Below are 23,140 nucleotides of genomic sequence, written 5' to 3' on the forward strand. Positions count from 1 at the left end.
GGCCCCTTCTCAGTTGCGATCCTCAAAATACTTGTCATGACAACTAATAGAGGAACCCTCAGTATGGTCACACGGGTGGCGGCGGCCGTTGCGGGCGTCGCGATTCTTGCCGGATGCTCGTCGGCCGGCTCGGCTTCGTCGGCCGGCGAGACGGCGTCCGGCCCGACGGAGACCGCGGTGGCGAGTTCGACCTCGAACGGCGGTACGAGCGCCGACCGCGCGGATTCGGATGTCGAAGCCGCCAACAAGAAGACGGTGCTCACCCTCATCGAGGATGTCTTCCCGGATCCGGCGTCGGCGTCGGCGAAGACCGAGGCCGACGCTGTCGTCGCTCCTGATGCGGTCGCACACGGAGCGGGTCTTGCGGCCGGACCGGATGGCCTGCTCGACCAGTTCGCGGCGACGCACACGCGCGTCGCCAATGCCCAAGCGGTCGTCAAGCACGAGGCGGCAGACGGTGACCTCGTGGCCGTGCACTGGCAGGTGGCCTCCGACCCGAACGACGAGAGAAGCGGAGAGGCCGCCGTCGACCTCTTCCGGGTGACCGACGGCACGATCGTCGAGCGGTGGTCGTTCTCGCAGCCGATCCCGACGGGCACCCCGGCGAGCGGCAATACGAACACTATGTTCAGCGACCTCTACGCGAACGCAGCCGAGCCGGGCTCGGTGACCGAAGCGCAGGAGGAGAGCAACAGAACGTTCGCCGTCGACGCCTATAACACCCTCTTCCGCGATCAGGACGTATCCGTGCTCGATACCTCGTTCGATCCGAACTACCTGCAGCACAACTCCGTGGCTCCCAATGGCACGGCTGCGCTCAAAGGTTTCTTCTCGGGCTCCGCGACCTTCCCGCCGCAGGAGTCCTCGATCTCGCTATCGGATGGCGACCTCGTATGGACCTTCTCGCAGAGCGCCGGTGCGACAGCGAGCGATCCATTCCTGGCCGCAGACATCTTCCGGGTAGACGACAAGCTCATTCGCGAGCACTGGGATGTGGTGCCGACGAGCTGAACTCCGAGGCGGGGGATCGCCTCTCCATCTGCCGCCACGGGCCGCCGAGCAGGGGGCTCAGAGTGACCAGAGTGTACGCGACCGCGATGATTCCGAAGGCCCAGGAGAGTCCGATGGTGTCGGCCGCGATCCCTCCGAGCAGCGCTCCGAAGGGCACGCCGGCCCAGGCCCCTGCGTTGACCAGCCCGAACACGCGGCCGCGCATGTGCTCGGGAACGCGCTCGAGCTCGACTGTTCCAAGGATCGGGTTGAGCGAACCGGCGGCGAGTCCGGCCAGGGCGGTGACCCCGATCAGCACGGGCAGGGGAGCCCCGAGCGCGAAGGCGGCGCTCGACGGGCCGCCCGCGATCGCGAAGCACGCCGCGAGGGTGACCCGACGCCCGACGCGATGCGCCACGAATCCGAAGGCGATGTTGCCGAGCAGTGCGCATCCGCCCATCACCGCGACGAGCACGCCCAGCGCGGCAGCGCCGCCGAGCCGGTCATTCGCATACAGGGGCAGCAGGGTCGAGCCGCGCGCGGCATCCATCAGGTTCGTGATCAGTACGAGGCCGACGATCAGACGCATCAGCGGGTCGTGGATGACGAATCGCAGCCCCACGGCCAGGTCGCGCCAGTAGCCGCTCGGCTCCTCGGGCGACTCCGCGTCGGCCGGCGCAGCGGCAGCACCCGCAGCAGCAGCGGCGGCAGCAGCGGCGGCAGCGGGTACCGCCGCGACGAAGAGCCAGGTGAGCAGGGCGGAGACGGCGAAGGTGGCGGCGTTCACGAAGAGTGCCGCAATCGGGCCCATGAGGGCGACGAGCAGCCCGGCGACCGTGGCGCCGATCATGCGGGCGAGGCGCTCCGAGCCGTCGAGCAGGCCGACGCTGCGCTCGAGCCGGATGCCGGCCCGCTCGGTGAGCCGCGGCAGCATCACCCGGCGCGCGGTCTGGCCGGGGGTGTCGAGCAGGCCTCCGGCGAAGACCAGCAGCAGCAGGGCCCAGAACGGCAGGCCGACGGTGAGCGCGAGCACGGGGATCGACAGCACCGTCGCTCCGCTGACGATGTCGGCGACGATCGCCGCCCGCCGGGGTCCGACCCGGTCGACGACCACGCCTCCGAGCGCGCCGCCGACCACGACCGGAAGGGTGGAGAAGAACGCCGCGACTCCGACCTCGACGCCCGTGCCGCCGAGGCCGAGCACGTAGAAGGGGATGGCGAACGCCGTGATCACGTTGCCCGTCTGCGAGATGGCGTGGGCGGCGAGCAACGCGGAGAGGGAGCCGACGGCGCGGCGCCTCTCGGTCGCGGTCGTCGTCACGGCCGACGGTAGGTCTGATAGACGACCGAAACGGGCTCGGCGCCGCGGCCTGCGGATGCGCCGTGCGCCTCGCTCACCTCGGCATAGCGGGCGACGACCGCCTCGAGCTCGGCAGTCAGGGCGGCGAGTTCGTCGACCGTGAGGTTCAGCATTCTGTCGCTGCTCGTGCCGGCCTCGACCCACGCGCGGGGAAGCGAGGGCAGCGAATCGACGTAGTCGGAGAAGCGTGCGGCATAGGCCTGCCCGACCGATTTCTGCAGCGCCGACGATGCCGCCGCCTTGTCGGGATCGTCGAGCAGCTCGGCGGTGTCCCAGCTGGTGAGGGGGGCGGTCGCCCTCCACCACCTTTCACGCCGGTCACGCGTCTGCGGCTCGGCCGGCTCGATGAGATCGATGGATGCCAGCTTCGCGAGATGGTAGCTCACGGTGCCCGGCGCCTCGTCGACGACGTCTCCGAGCTGCGCCGCGGTCTGCGGGCCGCGCTCGCGCAGCAGGCCGAGCAGCCTCAGGCGGGTCGGATGCGCCAGCACCCGCATCGAGGCGGCGGACGTGAGCGTGCTGCGGGTGGGATCGGTGGGGGTCACGACCTCAGACTATAAACACAAGAACTATTGCGCAACAGTTCTTGTGTTTATGGGGGCAGGCTGCTGGGTCGAGCGCGCTCCTGGCGGGCGAGCGCGCCTCCGGTGGTGGCGCGCCCGCCCGCCGATAGCGCGCTCGGGCATCGATCGGTCGTGCAGGGTGAGGCTCACGTGGTCTAGGAGAGTCCCTGCGCGATCTCGCGCAGCGTCGCCAGGTGGGCCTTCCACGCGGCGCGTCCTTCGCGCGTGAGGGTGAGCGAGGTGCGCGGCATCTTTCCTGCGAACGACTTGCCCACTGCCAGGTATCCGGCCCCCTCGAGCAGGGAGACCTGCTTGCTCAGGGCGGAGTCGGTGATCTCGACGACGTCGCGAACCTCTTTGAATGACAGCGTCGACGCCCGATCGAGCGCGGCCACGATCGAGAACCGCACCGGGTTCTGCAGCAGCTCGTCGAGTCGGTGCCGTGGGTGCTGCTCGATCGCGGTCACGAGCGTGCCTCTCGTGCGGCGCACGCCATGGTGACGACCAGGATGAGCGCCGAGGTGATGCCCGACGCGAGCACAGAACCGTGAGCCCAGATCACCACGGAGATTGCTGCGGCATACGTCACGAACCAGCTCGCGATATACGCGGTCCAGCGGCGTCCGCGCGCGAACGCCGAGCGGCCACGGATGGTGATCATGAAGAACATGATGAGCGCGAACGTCGCCGTCAGCGTGCCGAAGTATGCCAGGCCGAACGCGTTCCCGGTCGTGAGGCCCATGGCGAGCGTACCCATCGAGGTGGCGACGCCGAGCGCGAGGATGAACGTGATGTACGGCCAGCGCGTGGCGTTGTGGGCGGAACGGCTGAGGTGCTCTGCGCGATCGAGAAGCGCCTGTGCTTCGGCCGGGGCTACGGGGGTGGTGTCGCTCATGGTGATCTCCTTGTCGTTGCCTCCAGTCTCGCAACTACTTTCCATTTAAGCAAGTACTTTCCGGTGATCGTGCCGATAAGGAAGAACTGAGCGGAATTCTCGGATCCTTGGAACAATGGAGCGACGATCGCACATCGTGCATGGGGGAATTCAGTGTCATCAGTCCAGAGTGTGACCCGCCGCGACGCCATCGCGCAGTACGACATCGTCGGCGCATCCCCGCAGACCGACCTGCAGGGGCTCGCCGAGCTGGCCGCGCTCATGTGCGGCGTCCCGACCGCCGTCATCAACCTCATCGACGACACGAACCAGTACCAGGTGGCGGCCACGGGCTTCGAGCCGTCGGTGTGCACGATCGAGGAGTCGATGTGCGCGGTGGCCCTGCGCACGCCCGGCCTCACCGTGGTGCCGGACGCGACTCTCGACGCGCGCTTCGCATCCAACCCGTTCGTCACGGGAGACCTGGCAAACGTGCGTTTCTACGCGTCGAGCCCGCTGATCACCCCGGCGGGCGTGCCCATTGGAACCATCTGCATCTTCGATGAGATCACGCGCGACCTCACCGACGAGATCGCGCACAGCCTCGATCTGATCGCGCATCAGATCGTCGACGTTCTCGAGCTGCGCCGCATCACCCGCGACCTGGAGTCGTCGAACGAGCAGCTCGAGCGATTCGCCGGCCAGGTCAGCCACGACCTGCGCAATCCGCTCACGGCGGTGGCCGGGTTCATCGAACTCGCAGCAGACAGCCCCGCGGTGGTCGCCGCACCCGAGGTCGCCGCCGCGCTCTTCCGGGCGGATGCGGCCGCCACCCGCATGGACAGCATGATCGCCGACCTGCTCGATTTCGCGCGGCTCGGGGGCGCCCGTCCGCGCCGCCAGCAGCTCGAGCTGAGCGAACTCATCGGCGCCGTGCTCGACGACCTCGACCAGGCGATCCGCATCACCGAGTCCGTCGTCTCGGTCGATGCCGACGCGCAGATCTCCGGCGACCCGACCCTGCTCGGCGCCCTGTTCCAGAACCTCATCGCCAACGCCGTGAAGTTCAGTCACGCCGCCGGGGTCGACCCGCGTGTCGAGGTTCGGGCTCACGCGCTGGATGGCACCTGGCGCATCACGGTCGACGACAACGGCCCCGGCGTTCCGGAGGACCAGCGCGAGCGCGTGTTCGGCCTGATGGAACGCAACACGTCGGGCGACACCCCGGGCCTCGGCATCGGCCTCTCGACGTGCCGCCGCATCGTGGATGCTCACGGCGGCACGATCGGCATCGACCGGTCGCCGCTGGGTGGCGCGAGCGTGTGGGTGCTGCTGCCGCGCTCGGCGTAGCTCAGGCCTGGGCGATGGCCCTGTCGAGCCACTCGACCAGCACCTGTCGCTCGGCCGAGCTCAGGGCGTCGAGGTCGGGAGCGACCGCCCGGAATGCTACGGCGGCCGTGAGGCGATCGTCGGAGACCGGCCCCGGCGCATCCGTGAGGATCTGGCTGAGCGCCGCGTCGTACATGGCGTCGGGCAGGCCGGCATCGCGGAGCTCCGGCGGAGTCGCGAGCATGGTCTGGATCGTGCCGATGCCCGCTGCCTGAATGATTCCGACCGCGCGGTTCTCGCCGACGCGGAGCCTGCCGGCGGCGGCGACGCGGTGCACGCGGGCCTCGAGAACGCGCCGGCCAGACTGGGCGGCGGGGGAGCCCTCGACTCGAGCGGGGTCGCTGAGCAGGCGGAACAGCACCGGATTCGAGAGTCCGAAGTCGATCTGCGTGTCCCAGCCATGGCGCAGGTCGTCGAGCGGGTCGACGTCGTCGTCGGCGGCCGCCTGCACAATGGCGGCCTTCGTGGCGACGAACTCGCTCATCACGTGCTCGGCGACGGATTCGAGGAGTCCGTCCTTATCTCCGAACAGGCGATAGATCGCCGGCGCCTGAACGCCGGCCCGCACTGCGACGGCTCGCGTCGTGACCGCTGCCGGCCCGTCGTTCTGCAGCAGATGCGCTGCGGCGTCGATGATGCGGGCGCGCGTATCGGCCTGGCCGCTCGCTCGGTTCGCCTTCTCCACGTAACGACGATAACAGTCGGGTGTTATCACAAAGTGTTTCCGGTGTTACTGTTTAACCGATTTCATCGATAACACGAAAGGCTCACCCATGATCATCGTCACCGGAGCAACCGGAGCCCTCAATGGCGCAACCGTCGACCACCTCCTCGAGCGCGTCGCGGCGAGCGACATCGTCGTCGCGGTGCGCGACACCGCCAAGGCCCAGCGCTTCGCCGACCTCGGCATCGAGGTGCGGCGCGCCGACTACGCAGATCCGGCCTCGCTCGCGCCGGCCTTCGACGGGGCGGACCAGCTGCTGCTCGTCTCGTCGAGCGACCAGAAGGCCGACGCGGTGAGCCTGCATCGCGCCGCCGTCGACGCCGCCGTGCGGGTCGGAGTCGGGCGCATCCTCTATACGAGCCACCAGGGCGCCGCCCCCGACACGCCCTTCGGGCCGGGCCGCGACCACGCCGCCACCGAGCGGCTGCTGGCCGCATCCGGAATCGCCTGGACCTCGCTGCGCAACGGCTTCTACGCGCACTCCCTCGCGTGGAGCCTCGGCGACTGGCGCGAATCCGGTGTCGTCACCGTTCCCGTCGACGGCCCGATGTCGTGGACCGCGCGCGAGGATTCGGCCGAGGCGGCCGCGGTGATCCTCGCGTCGAACGGCGGCCATGACGGAGCCGTGACCCTCACGGCGAGCGCGGCGCCCACGTTCGCAGGCATCGCGGCGATGGCATCGGATGCGACGGGTCGGCCCGTGCGCATTCGCGAGCTCGGCGACGACGCCTGGGTGGCTGCGCAGGTCGCGGCCGGTCAGCCGGAGTTCGTGGCGCGCTTCATGCTGGGCATGTATCAGGCCGCCCACGGGGGATTCTTCGCCGGGACCGACCCCCTTCTCGCGACTCTGCTCGGTCGGGAGCCGCGGACTGTTCAGCAGGTCCTCGGCCTCGATGGCATGCAGAACGCTCACTAGTCGGATACATAAATGTGTAGATTGGATCCTATTCAGCGAGGCTCGCGCCTCCGACGTGAGGAGCCCCGAGTGATCCAGACCGTACTCGGGCCCGTCGAGGCGGCCGCGCTCGGCTCGGTCTCGATGCACGAGCATCTGCTGACCGACGCCAGCGCGCTGCAGCGCCCCGGGGTCGAGGCGCTCGACCCCGACCAGCCCGTCACAGCCGATCTCGCCGCCGCCCTGCGCTGGAGCCAGCTGGCGCTCGCCGACAACCTGCGGCTCGACGACCTCGATCTGCTGGCCGACGAGGTCGCGGGCGGCGCGCGCGCCGGACTCGGGGCCGTGGTCGACCTCAGCTCGCTCGGCTTCGGCCCCGATCACGCGCGTCTTCCCGAGCTCGCCCGCCGCGGCGGCATGCACGTCGTCGCCGGCTACGGCGCGTACCTTCCCCGTCTGCTGCCCGAGTGGTACCTGGCCCTCGACGAAGACGGGCGCACGGCGCTGTTCGAGCGGGCCCTGACCGACGCGGTGCCGGGCGCCGACTATCGCGCCGGCATCCTCGGCCTCATGGGAACGACCGGCGCGTTCTCGACCCCCGACGGCGACGAGGAGCGTCGCAGCCTCACCGCCGCGGGCCGGGCCGCGCTCGCGACCGGCTCTGCGATCAGCGTGCGGCTCGCCGCCGACGCGCGCAACGGGCTCGTCGTGCTCGAGCATCTCACCTCCCTCGGTGTGGAGCCCCAGCGAGTGGTGTTCACCACCGTCGACGAGTTCCTCGACCTGCCCTATCTGCGCGACCTCGGCCAGGCCGGCTCGGTGCTCGAGATGTGCTTCGGCAACGAGGGCTCGCACGTCGGCCGCATCCGCAATGCGAGCGACCCGCAACGACTGGATGCCCTCGGCTCGCTTCTCGAAGACGCCCCCGACACGCGCTGGGTGCTCGGGCACAGCACCTGGACGAAGGGGCAGCTGCGCCGGTTCGGCGGACACGGCCTCGACCATCTGAGCGCGCGGGTCGTGCCGGCGCTGAGGCTTCTCGGAGTCTCCGACGATGTGCTCCATCGCATGACCGTGCTCGAGCCGGCCCGGCTCCTCGACCTTTCCGACTGACCAGAACCCACCACCCGGAGGACCCCATGAGAGACCAGCTTTCCCCGCTCGCGAGTATCGAGCCGTACCTTCTCGACGGTGCCTGGGTGACGCCGGAGGGCGCCGAACTGATCGACGTGATCGACCCGGCGACCGAGCAGCTGCTGACGAGGGTGCCGCAGGCCGACGCGGCCCAGATCGACGCTGCGGTCGCCGCGGCCAGGCGCGCGCACGACGATCGCCGGTGGAGCGGAATGACCCCGCATGATCGCAGCCGCATCCTGAACCGGGTCGCAGACCTGATCGAGGAGCGGCTCGAAGAGCTGGCGCAGCTCGAGACCCGTGACAACGGCAAACCGATCGAGCGCTCGCGCGCAGACACCGCGACCTCGGCCCGGGTCTTCCGCTACTACGCGGGGGCGCCGTCGCGGCTGACAGGAACGGTCATCCCGATCGACGGCGGCCAGCACCACGTGTACACGACGATGGAGCCCGTGGGCGTCGCCGCCCTCATCCTGCCCTGGAACTTCCCGATCATGACGGCGAGCTTCAAGGTCGCGCCCGCGCTCGCTGCGGGGTGCGCGATCATCGTGAAGCCCGCCGAGCAGACCCCGGTCACCATGCTGCGTCTCGCGGCGATCTGCGAGGAGGCCGGAGTTCCGGCCGGTGTTGTGCAGGTGCTGACCGGTGACGGCCGGGTCGGCGCGGCTCTCACGGCGCATCCGGGCGTCGACAAGGTGTCGTTCACGGGCAGCACCGAGGTGGGCCGCAAGGTCATGACCGCGGCGAGCGCCGACTTCAAACGCCTGACGCTCGAGCTCGGCGGCAAGAGCCCCAACATCGTCTTCGAAGACGCCGACCTCGACGCGGCCGTGCTCACCGCGATGCGCGCCTCGTTCGGGCACTCCGGCCAGATGTGCACCGCGGGAAGCCGACTGCTCGTGCAGCGGTCGATCCTCGAGGAGGCCACGGCGCGCCTGGCCGAGGCCGTGAAGCGCGTGTCGCTCGGCGACGGCCTCGCGGGCGGCGTGACCGTCGGACCGCTCGTGTCGGAGGAGCAGCGCCAGCAGGTGCTCGGCTACATCGCGCGAGGGCAGGACGAGGGGGCCACCATCGCGGTGGGCGGCGGCGTGCCCGATCGAGCCGGCTACTACGTGGAGCCGACGCTCTTCACGGGAGTCACGAACGACATGACCATCGCCCGCGAGGAGATCTTCGGGCCGGTCGTCGGCATCATCCCGTTCGACGACGAAGACGAGGCCGTCGCCATCGCCAACGACCAGAGCTACGGGCTCGCCGCCGGCGTGTGGACCCGCGATCTCTCCCGGGCGCACCGCATGGGCCAGCGCCTGCGGGCCGGAACCGTGTGGGTGAACACCTACAACGTGTTCGACCCGGCGCTGTCGTTCGGCGGCGTGGGCGAGTCGGGGCTGGGCCGCGACCTCGGCGAAGAGGCGCTGCTCTCGTTCTGCGAGTCGAAGAGCGTGGTCATCGCCCTCTGACCCTCGCGCGCCTCCCCTCGCTGGACGCCACGGCCTCACCGAGGTGCGGGAAGTGGCCGCCTCATCCGTCGACGAAGCGGCCACTCTCCGCACTTCAGTGCGTCACGCGACCGGCGCGTGGGCGGGGGCGGGCTTCGCTCAGACGAGCGGCGGCTCCACCGCGGGGGCCACGCCGCGGCCGCCCTCGAGCCGTCTGCTCAGAATCGGGATGGCGGCGAGCTGCAGCACGGCGAGGATGACCAGCGCCTCGCGTGATCCGAGGGTCGAGACGAGAAGGCCGCCGACGAGCGAGCCCGTCGCGTAGCCGGCGCTCGTGAAGGCGGAGAAGACGCCCACGCCTGTGGCCCGTCGCGCAGGATCGAGCCGTTGCGTCGACAGCAGCGTGAGCGCGGGGAACAGCGGCGAGTACCCGACGCCGATGAGGACGGCGCCGACCGCCGCAGACGGGAAGTCGCTGGCGAACGCCAGAACCGCGAGGCCCGCGGCCAGCACCGCCAGGCTGATGCGGGCGGTGATGGTCGCGCCGATGCGATCGGGCAGTCCTCCGAGAAGCAGGCGCGACGCCACGACGCTGAGCGCGAAGACGGTGAACACGTTCGCGGCTCCGAAGAGGCCCTGCGCCTCGACCCCGTGGCCGATCAGGTGCGCGATGAGGAAGGCGATGAGGAAGCCCTCGGCGGCCCAGGCGAGAAATCCCACGCTTCCGGGGCGCAGGAGGGTCGCGATCAGGGGCCTGCCGGCCGGCGCCGGCTCGGCGCGGTCGACGACCGCGCGAGGCGGGGCACTGCCGTCGCGCGCCAGCATGGCCAGGAACAGGCCCGCGAGCTGCACGACCACCGCGGTCGCCCAGACCGCCCGGTAGCCGAAGGTCTGCAGCAGGTTCTCGCCGATCACGGGGCCGAGCGCCAGGCCCACCCACACGCTCAGCCCGAAGAAGCCGAGTGCTCGGCCCCGTTCTCCAACCGGGGTCTCGGCCACCACCCAGGCGGTCAGGGCCGTCGCGACCGCCGCGTTGCCGGCGCCGAAGACGATACGGCTCGCGGCCAGGCTCGGCACGGTCAGCAGCACCAGCACGAGAAGCAGTCCGGCGGCGCTGAGAACGGCCGCGCCCGCGATCACGCGCCGGGGTCCCCAGCGGTCGGTGAGTGCCCCGGCGATGGGCATCGCGATGATCGAGGCGAAGGCGGCCAGCGACACGAGCAGCCCGCCGACGGCGGCGTCCGCCCCCAGCTGCTGCTGCGCGAGGCGGGGGATGACGGGGGTGGTGGCGCCGTTGACGATGTGTCCGGCCGTAGAGGCCAGAACCAGCGTCCAGAACGCGATCCCCTTCGTGCCGGTCTCGCGAAGGGGCCTCACCCGGTGGTGTCGAGCGGCCGGCACTCGAGGCTGAGCCACAGCTCGAAGCACGCGCTACGAGAGAGGGCGGTGGCGCCGATCGACGCGCGGCCCATGCGGCCGGCGTCGGGCCCGAACACGTCGAGCAGCAGATCGCTCGCCGCGTTGGACACCTCGTTGAGCAGCGTGAAGCCGGGAGGGCAGAGCACGAAGCAGAGGCCGCGCGAGAGCGCCACGACCTCGTCGAGGCTGCCGAGCGCGTAGCGGATCATGCCCAGTGCGTTCACTGCCGTGTAGCGGGCCGCCTCGCGAGCCTGTTCCAGGGTGATGTCGACGCCGACGCTTCCGCCGTGCAGCATCTCGCCGCTCCGGGACTCCGGGGTGATTCCGCTGAGTTCGAGCAGGTTGCCGGTGCGGTGGAACGCGCGCAGCGAGCTGCCGTAGCGGCCGCCGTAGGGAGGGTCGGAGTAGTCGGGGATCTCGAGGCCGAGCTCGAGTGCTCGTGCCTCTGCGGAGTGCGTCATGTGTCTTCCTCGTGCCGGGCGTCCAGCGTAACCGCCGGTGGCGTAAGTGGATACAACCTGATTAGTATGGGATCCATTATGCATCCAATCTGATGCCATGAGGAAGGAGCCGCGACATGACCATCGGTCTCGAGGGCGATACCAGCGCCTCGCTGCGGGCACGTCCGATCGACGTGTCGGCCGAGCGTTCTCGCACGATCGGCGCGGCGGGTCGCCACTACTTCAACGCGGCCGGATCCGGACTCATGACCGATGCCGTCATCGAGGCCATGGTGATGCACCTCCGTCTCGAGCAGCGCATGGGCGGATACGAGGCCGCGACTCTCAGAGCGCCCGAGCTGGCGGCGGGCTACGAGGCCGCCGCGGCTCTGCTCGGCGCCCGGCCCGACGAGATCGCCTTCTTCGACAGCGCCACCTCCGGCCTGCGCGCCGTCTTCGACGCGCTGCGTCTCGGCGACGGCGACACCGTTCTTGCCCCTCGCTCGAGCTACGTCAGCCAGGCGCTCCGGATGCTCGCCCTCAGCCGGTACGACGGCGTGCGGCTTCGGATCATCGAGACGGATGGCACGGGCGCGATGGACCTCGACGCCCTCGAGAGCGAGCTCGCGTCGGCCCCCGGGCGCACCGTCATCAGCGCCGTGCACATCCCCACCTCATCGGGGCTGGTGGAGCCCGTCGCCGAGATCGGTGCACTCGGCCGCCGCTACGGCGCACTCACCGTGCTCGACGCGACCCAGTCGGTGGGCCACCTCGAGATCGACGTGACGCTGCTCGACTGCGACGCGCTCGTGACCACCGGCCGTAAGTACGTGCGCGGTCCCCGGGGTACCGGATTCGTGTACCTGCGCGCCGGGATGCTCGACGGCATAGGAGGCTGGGCACCCGACGTGCGAGGCTCGGTATGGACCGGGGCGGAGGAGTGGACGATGGACGACACCGCTCGCCGGCTCGAGACGTGGGAGTTCTCGGTCGCCGCGCGCCTGGGACTGGGCGTCGCGTTGAGCGAGGCGATCGAACGCGGGGTCGCGCAGACCGAGGCTCACCTGGTCTCCTCCGGCACGCGCCTGCGCGACGGTCTCGCCGACATCGCCGGCGTCTCCGTCACCGACCCGCGAGCGTCGCCCTCCGGACTGGTGACGTTCACCGTAGACGGGGTCGCGGGCAAAGGGGTCAGCGCCCAGCTGCGCGAGGCCCGTATCGACTCCATCTCCGTACCCGCCGGGCATGCTCAATGGGATCTCGGCGCACGCGGCCTCGCGAGCGTCGTGAGGGTGTCACCCCACGTCTACAACGACGACGACGACACGGCGGCGCTGCTCCGGCACGTGGCTGGCATCGCACGGGAGGCGAGCCGATGACTCTTCGCGACGTCGTCGTTCTCGGCCTCGGAATCCACGGATCGGCCGCCGCGTTCGAGCTCGCCCAGCGCGGGCTCGACGTCGTCGGCATCGAGCAGTTCGAGTCGGGTCATGTGCGCGGGTCGTCGCACGGCGCGACCCGCATGATCCGCCGCGCCTACCCGCATCCGGTCTGGAACGACTTGGTCGACCGCGCCTACCTCGGCTGGGACCGTTGGAACCTCGCGGCCGGTCGCCCGTTCGTGACCACCACGGGTGGGCTTTACGCGCACGACGGAGCGCCGACCCTGCAGGGCGGACACAGCCGACCCGTGGCCGAGGAGGAGCGCAAGACGATCGCCCCGTCGTTCGCGCCCCCAGCCGACTTCGGAGTCGTGCACGATCCCGACGCCGGCGTGATCGACGCGGCCGGCGCCCTCGCCTTCGCCCGCGCGGGCGCCCGAGCCGCCGGTGCCGAGCTGAGATTCGGCGAAACGGTGCTCGATTACAGCGTCGACGCGAGAGTGGTGACCGTGCGCACGTCGGCCGAGACGATCCGCGCCAGACGACTCGTTCTCGCGGGCGGAGCCTGGGCGCCCGCACTTGTTCCCCAGGCGGCGAGCTTCTTCGAGGTGTGGCGCATCGTCACGCTCACCGTTGCCGCCGGCCAGGCCGTCGCCCAGCCCCCGGCGCTCGGCTGCTTCTCGGTCGACCTGCCAGAGGGGCTCGTGTTCGGCCTCCCCGAGGCATCGGGCTCGGGAGCCAAGATCGGCATCGACGCCGGCCCGGTCTGGAACCCGGATGTGCCCGTCGCCCCGCCGACCGACGCCGAGGTGCGGCAGCTGGCCGAGCTGCTCGGCCGCTTCGTACCCGGAATCGACACCACGCAGGGCGAGGCCGTCGCCTGCCTCTACACGATGACGCCCGACAAGCGCTTCGTCGTGGGCGCCCTGCCCGGAACGCCCGAGGTCGTACTGGCCTCGGCCTGCTCCGGCCACGGCTTCAAGTTCGGCCCGGCCATCGGCGAGGCGGTCGCCGACCTCGTGACCGGCGTGGCTCGACCCGACCTCGACTTCGTCAGCCCCGCCCGCATGGAGGCCCACGTATGACCACCGACACGCCTCGTTCGGCGGCCCGTATCGCCGTGGCCGCACCGCACCCTGCCGCGCTCGAAGCGGCATCCGAGGCCGTAGCCGCGGGAGGCGACGCCATCGACGCGGCCCTCGCGGCCGCGGCGGCGCTGACCGTCGTCTACCCGCACCAGTGCGCGATCGGCGGTGACCTCGTAGCGCTCGTGCGTCGCCCCGACGGCAGCGTGACCGCGGTGCTCTCGGCCGGCGCCGCCCCGGCCGCGATCGACGTCGCGGCACTGTCGCGCCACGAGCGGATGCCCAAACAGGGCGCGCAGACCGTGACCGTTCCGGGCGTGGTCGCCGGATGGCGGGCCCTCGATGCGCTCGGCGGACGCCTCGGCCTCGCGGCCCCGCTGCAGCGTGCGGCGCGCCTCGCCGCCGACGGCTTCGCCGTGTCGAAGGGCCTGGCCCGCGCCGTCGCGATCCGCCGAGAGGAGCTGCTGGCAGACGAGGGCACGCGCGACATCTTCGGCGACGGGCGGGGCGGGCTCGCGATCGAGGGCGACCTCATCGTGCAGCCCGCGCTCGCGGCCACGCTCGACGAGCTCGCTCTCGATCCCGGCGCCTTCTACGAGGGACGCATCGCCTCCTCCCTGGCCGCGCGGTTGCGCACGCTGGGCGGAGCGCACACCGAGGCCGACTTCGCCGCGCACGAGGCCGAGATCGCAGAACCGGTCACGTCGTCGCTGGGCGGCGCGCGCTGGTGGGTGGCCCCGCCGCCCAGCCAGGGCGTCGTGCTGCTCGGCATCCTGCCCGAGGCGCTCGACGGCGACACGGCCGAGCTCGTGGGTGCCGTGCACAGGGCGGCGCTCATCCGGCAGGCGCAGCTCGGCGATCCGCGCGGGGGCCCGATCGACGTCGACGCGATGCTGCGCCCTAGTTTTGGGGCGTACGAGGGCGCGCTTCCCCGCGCCGGCCGAGCGCTCGGAGACACCGTCGCCGTGACCGCCGCAGGCTCCGACGGAACCGTCGTGACTCTCATTCAGAGCGTCTACCAGCTCTTCGGCTCGGGCATCCTCGACCCCGAGACGGGCGTGCTGCTGCACAACCGGGGCTCGGCATTCAGCACCGACCCCGCGCATCCGGGGCATGTCGGGCCCGGCCTGCGGCCGCCGCACACCCTGCTGCCCGTGATCGCGCAGACCGACGAACTCGTGGTCGGACTCGGCTGCCAGGGCGGCAGCGCCCAGCCCTGGATCCTCTCGCAGCTCGTGCGCGACCTCATCGACCCCTCCGCAGCTCCGGTCGGCACGCTCGGCCGGCCGCGGTTCATCATCGGCGCCCGCGACATCGGCCACGAGGTCATGACGCTGGTCGCCGAGCCCGGGATGCGCGTGGCCGCGGAGGCCGCGCACGATCTCGGCCTGCCCGTGGTCACCACCGACGGTCTCATCGACGACGCCGGCCACGTGCAGGTGGTGCGCCTGCACGCCGACGGACGCCTCGACGCCGCGAGCGATCCCCGCGCCGACGGGCGAGCCGTCGTGTTCGACGCCCCCTGAACCAGCCCATCCCACCACCCGAAGGAAGCCCCATGACCGCCCACGTTCTCGATCCCCTCACCTCAGCCGAGATCGCCTCGTTCGTCGCAGCGGTGCGTGCCAGCGACCGCATCGGCGCGCGTCCCCGCTTCTGGGGCATCTCGCTCGACGAGGAGAAGGCGAAGGCGCTGAAGCCGGGCGACGCGCGACCCGTGCGGCTCGTCGTGATGAACCCCGACGCACACGCATCCTGGGAGGTGCGCGGCTGGACGGCCGGCCCGACGAACGACGCGATCGTCGAGGTGTGGTCGGATGTCGACCACCGGCGCCCCGGGGTGTCGAGCGACGAGGCGCGCCTGATCGCGCGGGCGGCACGCGACTCGCCCCTGCTGGTCGAGGCGCTCGCGAAGCGCGGCATCACCGACACGTCGCTGGTCTGGGTCGACCCCGAGTCGATCACGGGCTTCGTGCCCGACGACCTCGCCGATCGCCGACTGAGCTGGGGAACCGTCTGGTACCGGGAGTTCCCGGAGGACAACGGCTACGCCCGCCCCGTCGCGGGGCTCGTGCCCATTCTCGACCTCGACACCCTCGAGGTGATCCGCATCGAGGACCATGGTGTGATCCCCATGGCGAGCGAGACAGGCGTGTACACGCCCGGAACCTGGGGGCCGAACCGCACTGTGGCGCCTCTGGATGTCGTGCAGCCCGAGGGCCCCGGCTTCACCATCGAGGGCCGGCAGGTGACGTGGCAGAACTGGTCGTTCCGCGTGGGCTTCAGCCACCGCGAGGGGCTCGTGCTGCACGAGGTGAGCTACCGCGACGGCGACACGGTGCGACCGGTCATCGACCGGGCGGCCGTCAACGAGATGTACGTGCCGTACCTCGACAGCGACCCCACCGCCTACCGCAAGAACTTCTTCGACTGGGGCGAGTACGGCGCGGGGCCGCTGACCGCGAGCCTCGAGCTCGGCTGCGACTGCCTCGGCGAGATCCGCTACTTCGACGTGGAATACCTCGACGGCCTCGGCGAACCGCAGACGATCGCGAACGGCATCTGCATCCACGAGGAGGATGACTCGATCCTCTGGAAGCACGTCAACACCCGCACGGGCAGCGCCGAGGTGCGCCGCAGCCGCCGACTCGTCATCTCGAGCTTCGCCACGGTCGCGAACTACGACTACGGCTTCTACTGGTCGCTCTATCAGGACGGCTCGATCGAGCTCGAGGTGAAGCTCACCGGCCTCATGTCGGTGTCGGGCATCGCCGACGGCGAGCGCCCCCGCTACGGCCGACTGGTCGCCCCGAACGTGCAGGCCCCCACCCACCAGCACTACTTCGCGGTACGCCTCGACATGGCGATCGACGGCGCCCTGAACCGCCTCGTCGAGGTGCACGCCGAGCCGGAGCCCGACGAGGCCCTGAACCCCTGGGGCAACGCCTGCATCGCGGTCGAGACGCCGATCTCGTCGGAGGCGCTCGGAGCGCGGCGGGCCGACCCGGCGAAGGCCCTGCACTGGAGGGTCGAGAGCGAATCGGCGGTGAACCGCTACGGCGACAGCACCGCCTACCGGCTCGCCATCCAGAACACGGCCCAGCTCTACGCCCGGCCCGGCAGCGTCGTCGAGCGCAAGGCTCCCTTCGTGGCGCAGCACCTCTGGGCCAGCGCGTTCGACCCCGAGCAGCGCTTCATCGCCGGCGAGTACCCCAACCAGGGCGAGCTCGGCGACGACGGCGTGCACGTGTGGCAGCAGGCCGACCGCTCGCTCGAGAACGAGAGGCTCGTGCTCTGGCCCGTGCTCGGCGTGCATCACTTCCCCCGCCCGGAGCAGTGGCCGATCATGCCGGTCGACCGCATCACGCTGCGACTCGAGCCCGACGGATTCTTCGACCGCAATCCCTCGCTCGACGTGCCGCCGTCGGCGATGTCCGACCACTGCGCCGCGCCGAACGCGGAGCACGACCACGATCATGCCGGGCACGATCATGCCGGGCACGACCACCAGCAGCACGGCCACGAGGGAGGCCGCTGATGTCGCACCTCGCCGACTGGAGCGCGACCCGGCTCGCGAGCTCGATCGCGTCGGGCGACGTCTCGGCCGTGGAGGTGATGCGGGCCCACCTCGAGCGCATCGAGGAACGCAACCCCGACATCCGGGCCGTCGTCTCGCAGCAGCCCGACTCGGTGTCGCTGGCCGCTGCGGAGGAGGCGGACCGGCGCACGGCGAGCGCGAAGGCGGCCGGCGAGCCGCTGCCGCCCCTGCACGGCCTGCCGACCGCGGTCAAAGACCTGATGGATGTCGCGGGCCTGCCCACGACGAACGGCTCGGCCGCGTTCGCCGACGCCCCGCCCGCCCAGCACGACAGCGTGCTCGCGACGCTTCTGCGGGAGGCCGGAGCGCTCATCATCGGCAAGACGAACACCCCGGAGATGGGCCAGGGCGTTCTCACGTTCAACCCCGTGTTCGGCACCACGGTCAACCCGTGGGACACGACCCGGCACGCGGGCGGATCGAGCGGCGGAGCAGCCGCGGCACTCGCAGCCCGCATGCTCCCGATCGCCGACGGCTCCGACAGCGGCGGCAGCCTGCGCTATCCGGCCGCGTTCTGCAACGTCGTCGGCGTGCGCCCGACCCCGGGCCGTGTGGCCAGCGGGCGCACCGGCAACGCCTGGACGCCGCACGGCGTCACCGGACCGATGGCCCGTGACTCGGCCGACGCCGCGCTCTTCCTCGATGCGCTCTCGGTCGAGAAGGGCGTCTGGCCCCTGTCGTCGCTCCCCGTGCATGCGGCACGTCCCGTCGAGCTCGACGGGCTGCGCATTGCCTGGAGCGCCGACGCGGGAGGGCTGCCGATCGATCCGGATGTCGCCGCCGTGCACGCCGCGTTCGCCGAGCAACTGGCGGGCCTCGGCGCGATCGTCGAGCCGGGGGAACCCGACTTCGCGGGCGCCGACGAGGCCTGGGAGACGATCGAGACGTTCGAGTTCTTCCTCGGCGGCCGCCACGCGGTCGATGCCGGCGCCACCGGATTCCGCCCCGACTACCTGCGCAACGTCGAGCAGGGCCGCCAGACGTCGGCGACCCAGCTCGCAGACGCCTACGAGCGGCGTACGCGGGCGTTCCGCGACACGACCGCGCTGCTCGAGCGCTACGACGTGATCGTGCTGCCCGCCACGCCGGTCGCGGCTCCGGATGCCGGGCTCGAGTGGGTGGAGACGGTCGACGGCACCCGTTTCGAGCGCTACTTCACCTGGCAGATGCTCGCGAACCGCCTGACCCTCACGGCGCATCCGGTGGTCGTCACCTCGGCCGGCTTCACCGCCGACGGGCTCCCCGTGGGCGTGCAGGTCGTCGGCCGGCACGGCCGCGAGCTGCAGCTGCTCGCGGTGACGCGGGCCATCGAGGAGGCGACGGGCTGGATCAGCCGCGCGCCGTCGTTCTGATGGCCCGCCGCGGGGCCGGCGCCGTTGCGGTCATGCCACCGCGCGGTCCGGCCGCCCGTGGCGATTCCGCCGGTGGTCAGCCCGTGAAGACCGTCGACGAGCGGCGCTCGTACCAGTGAGCGAGGTGCTCTCCGGCGCGCAGCACGTGCTGGCGCATGAGGTCGGCGGCGAGCACGCCGTCGCCCGCGGCGAAGGCCTCGAGCAGCGCCTCGTGCTCGCGGAAGTTCTCCTCGCGATGGCGGGCGCTGTCGCGCAGCACGAGGGCGGAGACGTTGCGGGGGAACGCGTCGTTGATCTCGCCCAGCATGCGGGTGAGGCGCGTATTGGCCGAGGCCTCGTAGATCAGGCCGTGGAACTGGTCGTTGGCGGTGCCGTCGTGCTCGGGGGCGGCGCCCGCGGCGAGGGCGACGGAGCGCTCGTACATGGCCGTGTTCACGGCGCGCAGCTCGGCGATGGTCGCGTCGTCGAGCCGGTCGACGGCCCGCTTCGCCGCGAGCGACTCGAGCTCGGCGCGCACCTCGTAGGCCTCGCGCACCTCCCAGGGAACGGGCACGCGCACGACGGCGCCCCGGTTGGGCACGACCTCGATCAGTCCGCCGGTCTGCAGTTGACGCAACGCCTCGCGCACGGGGGTGCGGCTGATGCCGAACTGCGCGGCGAGATCGGCCTGGCGCAGCGGCGCACCGATCGGGATCTCGCCGGACATGATCTTTGCGCGGATGCGCGCGGCGAGATCGTCGACGAGTGCGCTGCCATCGGTTTCGGGCACGTGGTGACCCTCTCTGGTCTGTCGGTCGGAACCGTTCGGTACCCCATGCTGTCAGACAGTGGATACCGTAGGTCCCGAGCCGGGTTAGGCATTCGGAGAAACGGATGTTCAGGATCCGTCGACCTTGTGATTGGATCCAATTATGGGCCCTGATGTACTCGCAGTGATAGGTCGGCCCCGTCGTGTCTCGGATTCGCGATGACGGGCCTCTTCGTCGTCGTTGTCGCCGCCGGCCTCGCGTCCCTGACCTTGGCGATCATCGGCAGGCGGCACAGCGGACGCGTCGCACCGGTGCTCGACTGCGTCATGCTCGCTGCCATGGTCGACGTTCACGTGTCAGCGCTGGGTGCGGTTCCCGCTCCGCTGTGGTCGCTTCTGCTGGTCGGATGCGCGATGGCGAGCGCCTTCACGGGCCGGATGCGCGGCTCGCGCCACGCGGGTGCGGCCGCCGCGCACCTCCACTCGTCCGGCATGCTGCTGGGCGCCGTCCTCGTTCTGCTGGTCGGGGCCGCCGCGCCCGACGCGGCCGCGCTCGCGGGCCCCGGCGCATCCGGAATCGTGCACGCGCACGGAGCCGTGCCGTCGTCGGCCCTCGTCGTGGCGGTCGCCGGGGCCGTGGCCGCGTACTCGGCGGCGGTGGTGTGGGTCGTGCTGCGCCGACCGGGTCGCGTCGAGGCGGCGCGCTGTCTGGCATCGCTCGCCGGGCTGCTCGCCATGGCCGCGATGGTCGTGCTGCCCGCGCTGAACTGACGATGCGAGACGGAGAGTTCAGTATTGGATCCAATTGTGATTGAATCGGATGTAATTACCGCGCGCCGTTCGTACCGCGCCGAGAAGCCAGGAGACGCCGCATGATCATCGATGCCTACAACACCACCCAGGATCGCCGAGGCCGCAGCGACTACCTCAGCGGAGTCCGGCCCGGCGAGAAGCTGCCGGAGTACACGCCCTTCGACGTGCGGCGCATCCTCGACCGCATGGATGCCGCCGGCGTCGACAAGGCGATGGTCTGTTCGCTCGCGCAGGGCATCGAGAACGACTTCCTGATCGATCTCGTCGCCCAGCATCCCGACCGGCTCTTCGGCTTCGGCCAGGTCATGCCGCAGTGGGACAACGCCACCGACGAGATCCGCCGCTTCGCCGAGGCGGGCCTGGTGGGTCTCAAGCTGCACCCGAGCATGCACGGCTACCACGTGGCCGACCACGGCCTGCTCGACCCGCTGTTCGAGGTCTGCGCCGAGCTAGGCCTGCCCGTGCTGATCAACGCCCTGGACGACGCGTTCTGCGCACCGTTCGCCATCGAGGAGATCGCGAAGGGGCATCCGACCGTGCCCACGATCATCGCCCACATGGGCGCCGTGTGGAACGTGCCCGAGGCCATCATCGTGGCCGAGCGCAATCCGCACATCTACCTCGAGACCTCGGCGACGCTCATGTCCGACGTGAAGCGCGCCTATGCCCGGCTTGGTGCCGAGAAGATCCTGCTGGGCTCGGAGTGGCCGGGCAGCGACTTCGACCTCGAGCGCATGAAGATCGCGAAGGCCGTTCCCGACGAGGCCGACCGCGCCCTCATCGAGGGGGGAAACATGGCCCGCATCATGGGCTGGTCGTGACCGGGTCGAACCGGCCCGTGCTCGACGGGCCTCCGGCCGGCATGGGCGACGACGACCGCGAACTGCTCGCGGTCGCACTCGAGATTCTGGATGCCCGCTACCTCGTCGGCGTGCACGAGGTCGCCGCGGCGCTCCGGCTCGCAGACGGTCGCATCGCGACGGGCCTGCACGTCGAGGCGACGGCGGGCCGCGCATCGGTGTGCGCCGAGTCGGCGGCGCTGAGCGCGGCGGTCATCGCGGGCTCGCCAGTGGTGTCGGTCGTCGGCGTGCTGCGCCGACCGGGCGGCAGTCGGCACATCATCGAGCCGTGCGGCGTGTGCGCCGAACTCCTCGCCGATCACGCGCCCGACGCATCCGTCTGGGTCGCGGTCGGCGACGAATTCGCCCCTGTGGGCGTGCACGAGCTGCTTCCGTTCCGCCGCCGCCGGGTGGGTCGCGAGGTTCGGCCATGACGGCGGCCGCCACTGCCCGGCTGATCGTCGCCACCATCCGCACGATGAACGACGAGCGGCCCGAGGCCGAGGCGATGCTGATCGACGGCGAGCGCATCGCGGCGATCGGCTTGCTCGACGAGGTGCGCGCGGCGGCTCCCGCGGGCGCGATCGAGGAGCGGTTCGAGGGTGTCATCGTGCCCGGCTTCATCGACGCGCACTCGCACATGCAGCGGGCGGGGTTGAAGGCTCTTCAGCTGCTCGACGACGGCGCGGCTGCCGCGACCTTCTCGGCGGTGATGCTCGCCGACGGCGACGCAGATCCGGATGCCCCGGATTGGCTCGGCGACACGCCCCCGCGTCTCGAGGATCGGCTCGCCGCCCTCGCTCGGGTGCAGCCCCTTCTGCACGCGATGGGATTCACCGGCGTCGTCGACCCGGCCGTGACCGTCGACGAGCTCGCCGGCTACCGCGAGGCCCACCGCCGGTCGCAGCTGACCCTGCGCGTGGTGGCTATGCCGTGGCCGCAGCTCGGATCGGAGAAGGTGCCCGACGTCGACGCCGCGCTGCGCGTTCTCGACGGCATCGCGGGCGCGACCGGCGACGGCGACGACCGCCTGCGGCTCGGCCCGATCAAGGTCTACTACGACGGAGAGGGCATGAAGGGCCAGGCGCTGCTCGAGCGACCATGGGCGTCTGGCGATCATGGCGTTCAGCGCCTTTCTGCCGACGAGTTCGCGCGTCTCGCTTCTGCTTGTGTCGAGCGCGGTTGGGGCCTCGGGGTGCACGCCGTCGGCAGCAGGGCGGTCGAGCAGGTGCTCGACGGGCTCGAGGCCGCGGCGCCTCCCTCTGTTCTCGGCCCGCTGCGCTGCCAGCTGATCCACGCATATCTCGAGCCGAGCGTCGAGAGCATGCGCCGCGCCGCCCGGCTCGGAGTCATCGCGTCGCTGCAGCCATCCATCGCCTGGAACAACGCGCGAGGTCTGGCCGAGCGCCTCGGCGACCGCGCATCCTCGGTCAACCCGACGCGGGCGTGGTTCGACGCGGGAACCACGGTCGCCATGGGAAGCGACGCCCCCTACTTTCCGTTCGACCCTCGCGAGCTCGTCTCGACCGCCGTCGAGCGGCGGATGCGCGGGCTGGATGTCCCGCTCGGCCCGGATCAGGCGATCACGGTTCTCGAGGCGGTGCGCGCGTACACGCGCGGCGCGGCGTACGCGGCCTTCTCCGAGGACCGCTGCGGAATGCTGCGCGAGGGATTCCTCGCCGACTGGGTGCTGCTCGACGTGGACCCGACCACGTGCTCGGCGTCGGAGTTCGCCGCGTCGCGCGTGCTGCGCACGGAGGTGGGCGGGGCTCCCGTGCACCAGCTCCCGCCCGCCCACTGACGGAACTCCCGCGCGAGAGGACCAGCGGAACGGGAGGAGATGAGCGCATCCGACGCGAATACTGCGTCGGTGTGGCGTATCTCCTCCCGTTCGCCACGTTGGGCGGAGGAATCGAGCTACCGGCCGCCTATGCGTCCCGGTATGCAGGAATCTCCGCCCGGGATGGTCTCGATACGGCCGCGGGCGGCCTCCTCGACCAGCGCAATGGGCGGAGATGAGCACATCCGACGCGAATACTGCGTCGGTCTGGCGTATCTCCTCCCGTTCGCCAGGTTGGGCGGAGATTTCGAGCCAC

General features: G+C 70.8%; 22 protein-coding genes. 14 read left to right on the forward strand and 8 right to left on the reverse strand.

All coding sequences use genetic code 11. The features are described from left to right. Window positions 1-36: 36 nt before the first annotated feature. Entirely contained in the window at window positions 37-1,011 is a 975-nt protein-coding gene (locus ASF51_RS04330) for a nuclear transport factor 2 family protein (protein ID WP_055925662.1), read from the forward strand. Here ASF51_RS04330 and ASF51_RS04335 read toward each other — a convergent pair. The 4 genes from ASF51_RS04335 to ASF51_RS04350 all read right to left on the reverse strand — a co-directional run bounded on the left by ASF51_RS04335 (window position 974) and on the right by ASF51_RS04350 (window position 3,808). Beyond that, complete coding sequence (locus tag ASF51_RS04335) at window positions 974-2,311, reverse strand: MFS transporter (RefSeq protein ID WP_055925664.1); 1,338 nt, start codon at window positions 2,309-2,311, stop codon at window positions 974-976. The two genes, ASF51_RS04330 and ASF51_RS04335, sit on opposite strands and share 38 nt — an antisense overlap. Next, complete coding sequence (locus ASF51_RS04340; protein WP_055925667.1) at window positions 2,308-2,895, reverse strand: helix-turn-helix domain-containing protein; 588 nt, start codon at window positions 2,893-2,895, stop codon at window positions 2,308-2,310. The genes ASF51_RS04335 and ASF51_RS04340 overlap by 4 nt, the downstream gene beginning before the upstream one ends. Before the next feature lie 173 nt (window positions 2,896-3,068). Next, window positions 3,069-3,380, reverse strand: a complete 312-nt coding sequence (locus tag ASF51_RS04345) for a transcriptional regulator (protein ID WP_200926084.1) — start codon at window positions 3,378-3,380, stop codon at window positions 3,069-3,071. Beyond that, a complete protein-coding gene (locus ASF51_RS04350; protein WP_055925670.1) occupies window positions 3,377-3,808 on the reverse strand; it encodes a hypothetical protein in 432 nt (143 codons plus the stop codon). The genes ASF51_RS04345 and ASF51_RS04350 overlap by 4 nt, the downstream gene beginning before the upstream one ends. A 153-nt stretch (window positions 3,809-3,961) precedes the next feature. On the opposite strand from ASF51_RS04350, the gene ASF51_RS04355 reads away from it, so the two are divergent. Beyond that, on the forward strand, window positions 3,962-5,137 hold the full coding sequence (locus ASF51_RS04355; RefSeq protein WP_082479519.1) for an ATP-binding protein: 1,176 nt from the start codon (window positions 3,962-3,964) through the stop codon (window positions 5,135-5,137). A 1-nt stretch (window position 5,138) separates the two neighbouring features. Here ASF51_RS04355 and ASF51_RS04360 read toward each other — a convergent pair whose 3' ends face one another. Beyond that, window positions 5,139-5,861, reverse strand: a complete 723-nt coding sequence (locus ASF51_RS04360) for a TetR/AcrR family transcriptional regulator (protein ID WP_055925677.1) — start codon at window positions 5,859-5,861, stop codon at window positions 5,139-5,141. Between the two features lie 88 nt (window positions 5,862-5,949). Here ASF51_RS04360 and ASF51_RS04365 point away from each other — a divergent pair, with 88 nt between their 5' ends. The 3 genes from ASF51_RS04365 to ASF51_RS04375 all read left to right on the forward strand — a co-directional run bounded on the left by ASF51_RS04365 (window position 5,950) and on the right by ASF51_RS04375 (window position 9,389). Next, complete coding sequence (locus ASF51_RS04365; protein ID WP_055925680.1) at window positions 5,950-6,816, forward strand: SDR family oxidoreductase; 867 nt, start codon at window positions 5,950-5,952, stop codon at window positions 6,814-6,816. Window positions 6,817-6,885: 69 nt separating this feature from the next. Further along, a complete protein-coding gene (locus tag ASF51_RS04370; protein ID WP_055925683.1) occupies window positions 6,886-7,908 on the forward strand; it encodes a hypothetical protein in 1,023 nt (340 codons plus the stop codon). A gap of 26 nt (window positions 7,909-7,934) precedes the next feature. After that, window positions 7,935-9,389: an aldehyde dehydrogenase gene (locus ASF51_RS04375; RefSeq protein ID WP_055925686.1), complete on the forward strand. Its 1,455-nt coding sequence runs from the start codon at window positions 7,935-7,937 to the stop codon at window positions 9,387-9,389. A gap of 138 nt (window positions 9,390-9,527) precedes the next feature. Here the strand turns inward: ASF51_RS04375 and ASF51_RS04380 are convergent, their stop codons facing one another. Together ASF51_RS04380 and ASF51_RS04385 are read right to left on the reverse strand one after the other, a co-directional pair. Next, window positions 9,528-10,745 carry an MFS transporter gene (locus ASF51_RS04380; protein WP_055925689.1) on the reverse strand — a complete coding sequence of 406 codons (1,218 nt, stop codon included), beginning with the start codon at window positions 10,743-10,745 and terminating at the stop codon, window positions 9,528-9,530. After that, a complete protein-coding gene (locus tag ASF51_RS04385; RefSeq protein WP_055925692.1) occupies window positions 10,742-11,248 on the reverse strand; it encodes a RidA family protein in 507 nt (168 codons plus the stop codon). Before ASF51_RS04385 ends, ASF51_RS04380 begins: the two co-directional genes overlap by 4 nt. Before the next feature lie 116 nt (window positions 11,249-11,364). Here ASF51_RS04385 and ASF51_RS04390 point away from each other — a divergent pair, with 116 nt between their 5' ends. Genes ASF51_RS04390 through ASF51_RS04410 form a run of 5 tightly spaced genes read left to right on the forward strand, consistent with a single transcriptional unit; the run spans window position 11,365 to window position 18,644 of the window. Further along, window positions 11,365-12,606: an aminotransferase class V-fold PLP-dependent enzyme gene (locus ASF51_RS04390; RefSeq protein ID WP_055925695.1), complete on the forward strand. Its 1,242-nt coding sequence runs from the start codon at window positions 11,365-11,367 to the stop codon at window positions 12,604-12,606. Then, complete coding sequence (locus tag ASF51_RS04395) at window positions 12,603-13,694, forward strand: FAD-dependent oxidoreductase (protein WP_055925699.1); 1,092 nt, start codon at window positions 12,603-12,605, stop codon at window positions 13,692-13,694. The genes ASF51_RS04390 and ASF51_RS04395 overlap by 4 nt, the downstream gene beginning before the upstream one ends. Beyond that, window positions 13,691-15,220 (forward strand): gamma-glutamyltransferase, encoded by a 1,530-nt coding sequence (locus tag ASF51_RS04400; protein ID WP_055925702.1) that lies wholly within the window; start codon window positions 13,691-13,693, stop codon window positions 15,218-15,220. Before ASF51_RS04395 ends, ASF51_RS04400 begins: the two co-directional genes overlap by 4 nt. A 32-nt stretch (window positions 15,221-15,252) precedes the next feature. Beyond that, window positions 15,253-17,232 (forward strand): primary-amine oxidase, encoded by a 1,980-nt coding sequence (locus ASF51_RS04405; protein ID WP_082479524.1) that lies wholly within the window; start codon window positions 15,253-15,255, stop codon window positions 17,230-17,232. Continuing rightward, on the forward strand, window positions 17,232-18,644 hold the full coding sequence (locus tag ASF51_RS04410; RefSeq protein ID WP_055925705.1) for an amidase: 1,413 nt from the start codon (window positions 17,232-17,234) through the stop codon (window positions 18,642-18,644). Before ASF51_RS04405 ends, ASF51_RS04410 begins: the two co-directional genes overlap by 1 nt. A gap of 76 nt (window positions 18,645-18,720) precedes the next feature. Here the strand turns inward: ASF51_RS04410 and ASF51_RS04415 are convergent, their stop codons facing one another. Beyond that, entirely contained in the window at window positions 18,721-19,413 is a 693-nt protein-coding gene (locus ASF51_RS04415; protein ID WP_055925708.1) for a GntR family transcriptional regulator, read from the reverse strand. A 198-nt stretch (window positions 19,414-19,611) separates the two neighbouring features. On the opposite strand from ASF51_RS04415, the gene ASF51_RS04420 reads away from it, so the two are divergent. The 4 genes from ASF51_RS04420 to ASF51_RS04435 all read left to right on the forward strand — a co-directional run bounded on the left by ASF51_RS04420 (window position 19,612) and on the right by ASF51_RS04435 (window position 22,845). Beyond that, window positions 19,612-20,163, forward strand: a complete 552-nt coding sequence (locus tag ASF51_RS04420) for a hypothetical protein (RefSeq protein WP_055925710.1) — start codon at window positions 19,612-19,614, stop codon at window positions 20,161-20,163. A 101-nt stretch (window positions 20,164-20,264) separates the two neighbouring features. Further along, window positions 20,265-21,026, forward strand: a complete 762-nt coding sequence (locus tag ASF51_RS04425; RefSeq protein WP_055925714.1) for an amidohydrolase family protein — start codon at window positions 20,265-20,267, stop codon at window positions 21,024-21,026. After that, window positions 21,023-21,478, forward strand: coding sequence for a cytidine deaminase (locus ASF51_RS04430; RefSeq protein ID WP_055925717.1), 456 nt, complete (start codon window positions 21,023-21,025; stop codon window positions 21,476-21,478). The genes ASF51_RS04425 and ASF51_RS04430 overlap by 4 nt, the downstream gene beginning before the upstream one ends. Then, window positions 21,475-22,845, forward strand: a complete 1,371-nt coding sequence (locus ASF51_RS04435) for an amidohydrolase (protein WP_055925720.1) — start codon at window positions 21,475-21,477, stop codon at window positions 22,843-22,845. Before ASF51_RS04430 ends, ASF51_RS04435 begins: the two co-directional genes overlap by 4 nt. The last annotated feature ends 295 nt before the right edge of the window (window positions 22,846-23,140 follow it).

Source organism: Agreia sp. Leaf283, assembly GCF_001422485.1.
Taxonomy (GTDB): Bacteria; Actinomycetota; Actinomycetes; order Actinomycetales; family Microbacteriaceae; genus Agreia.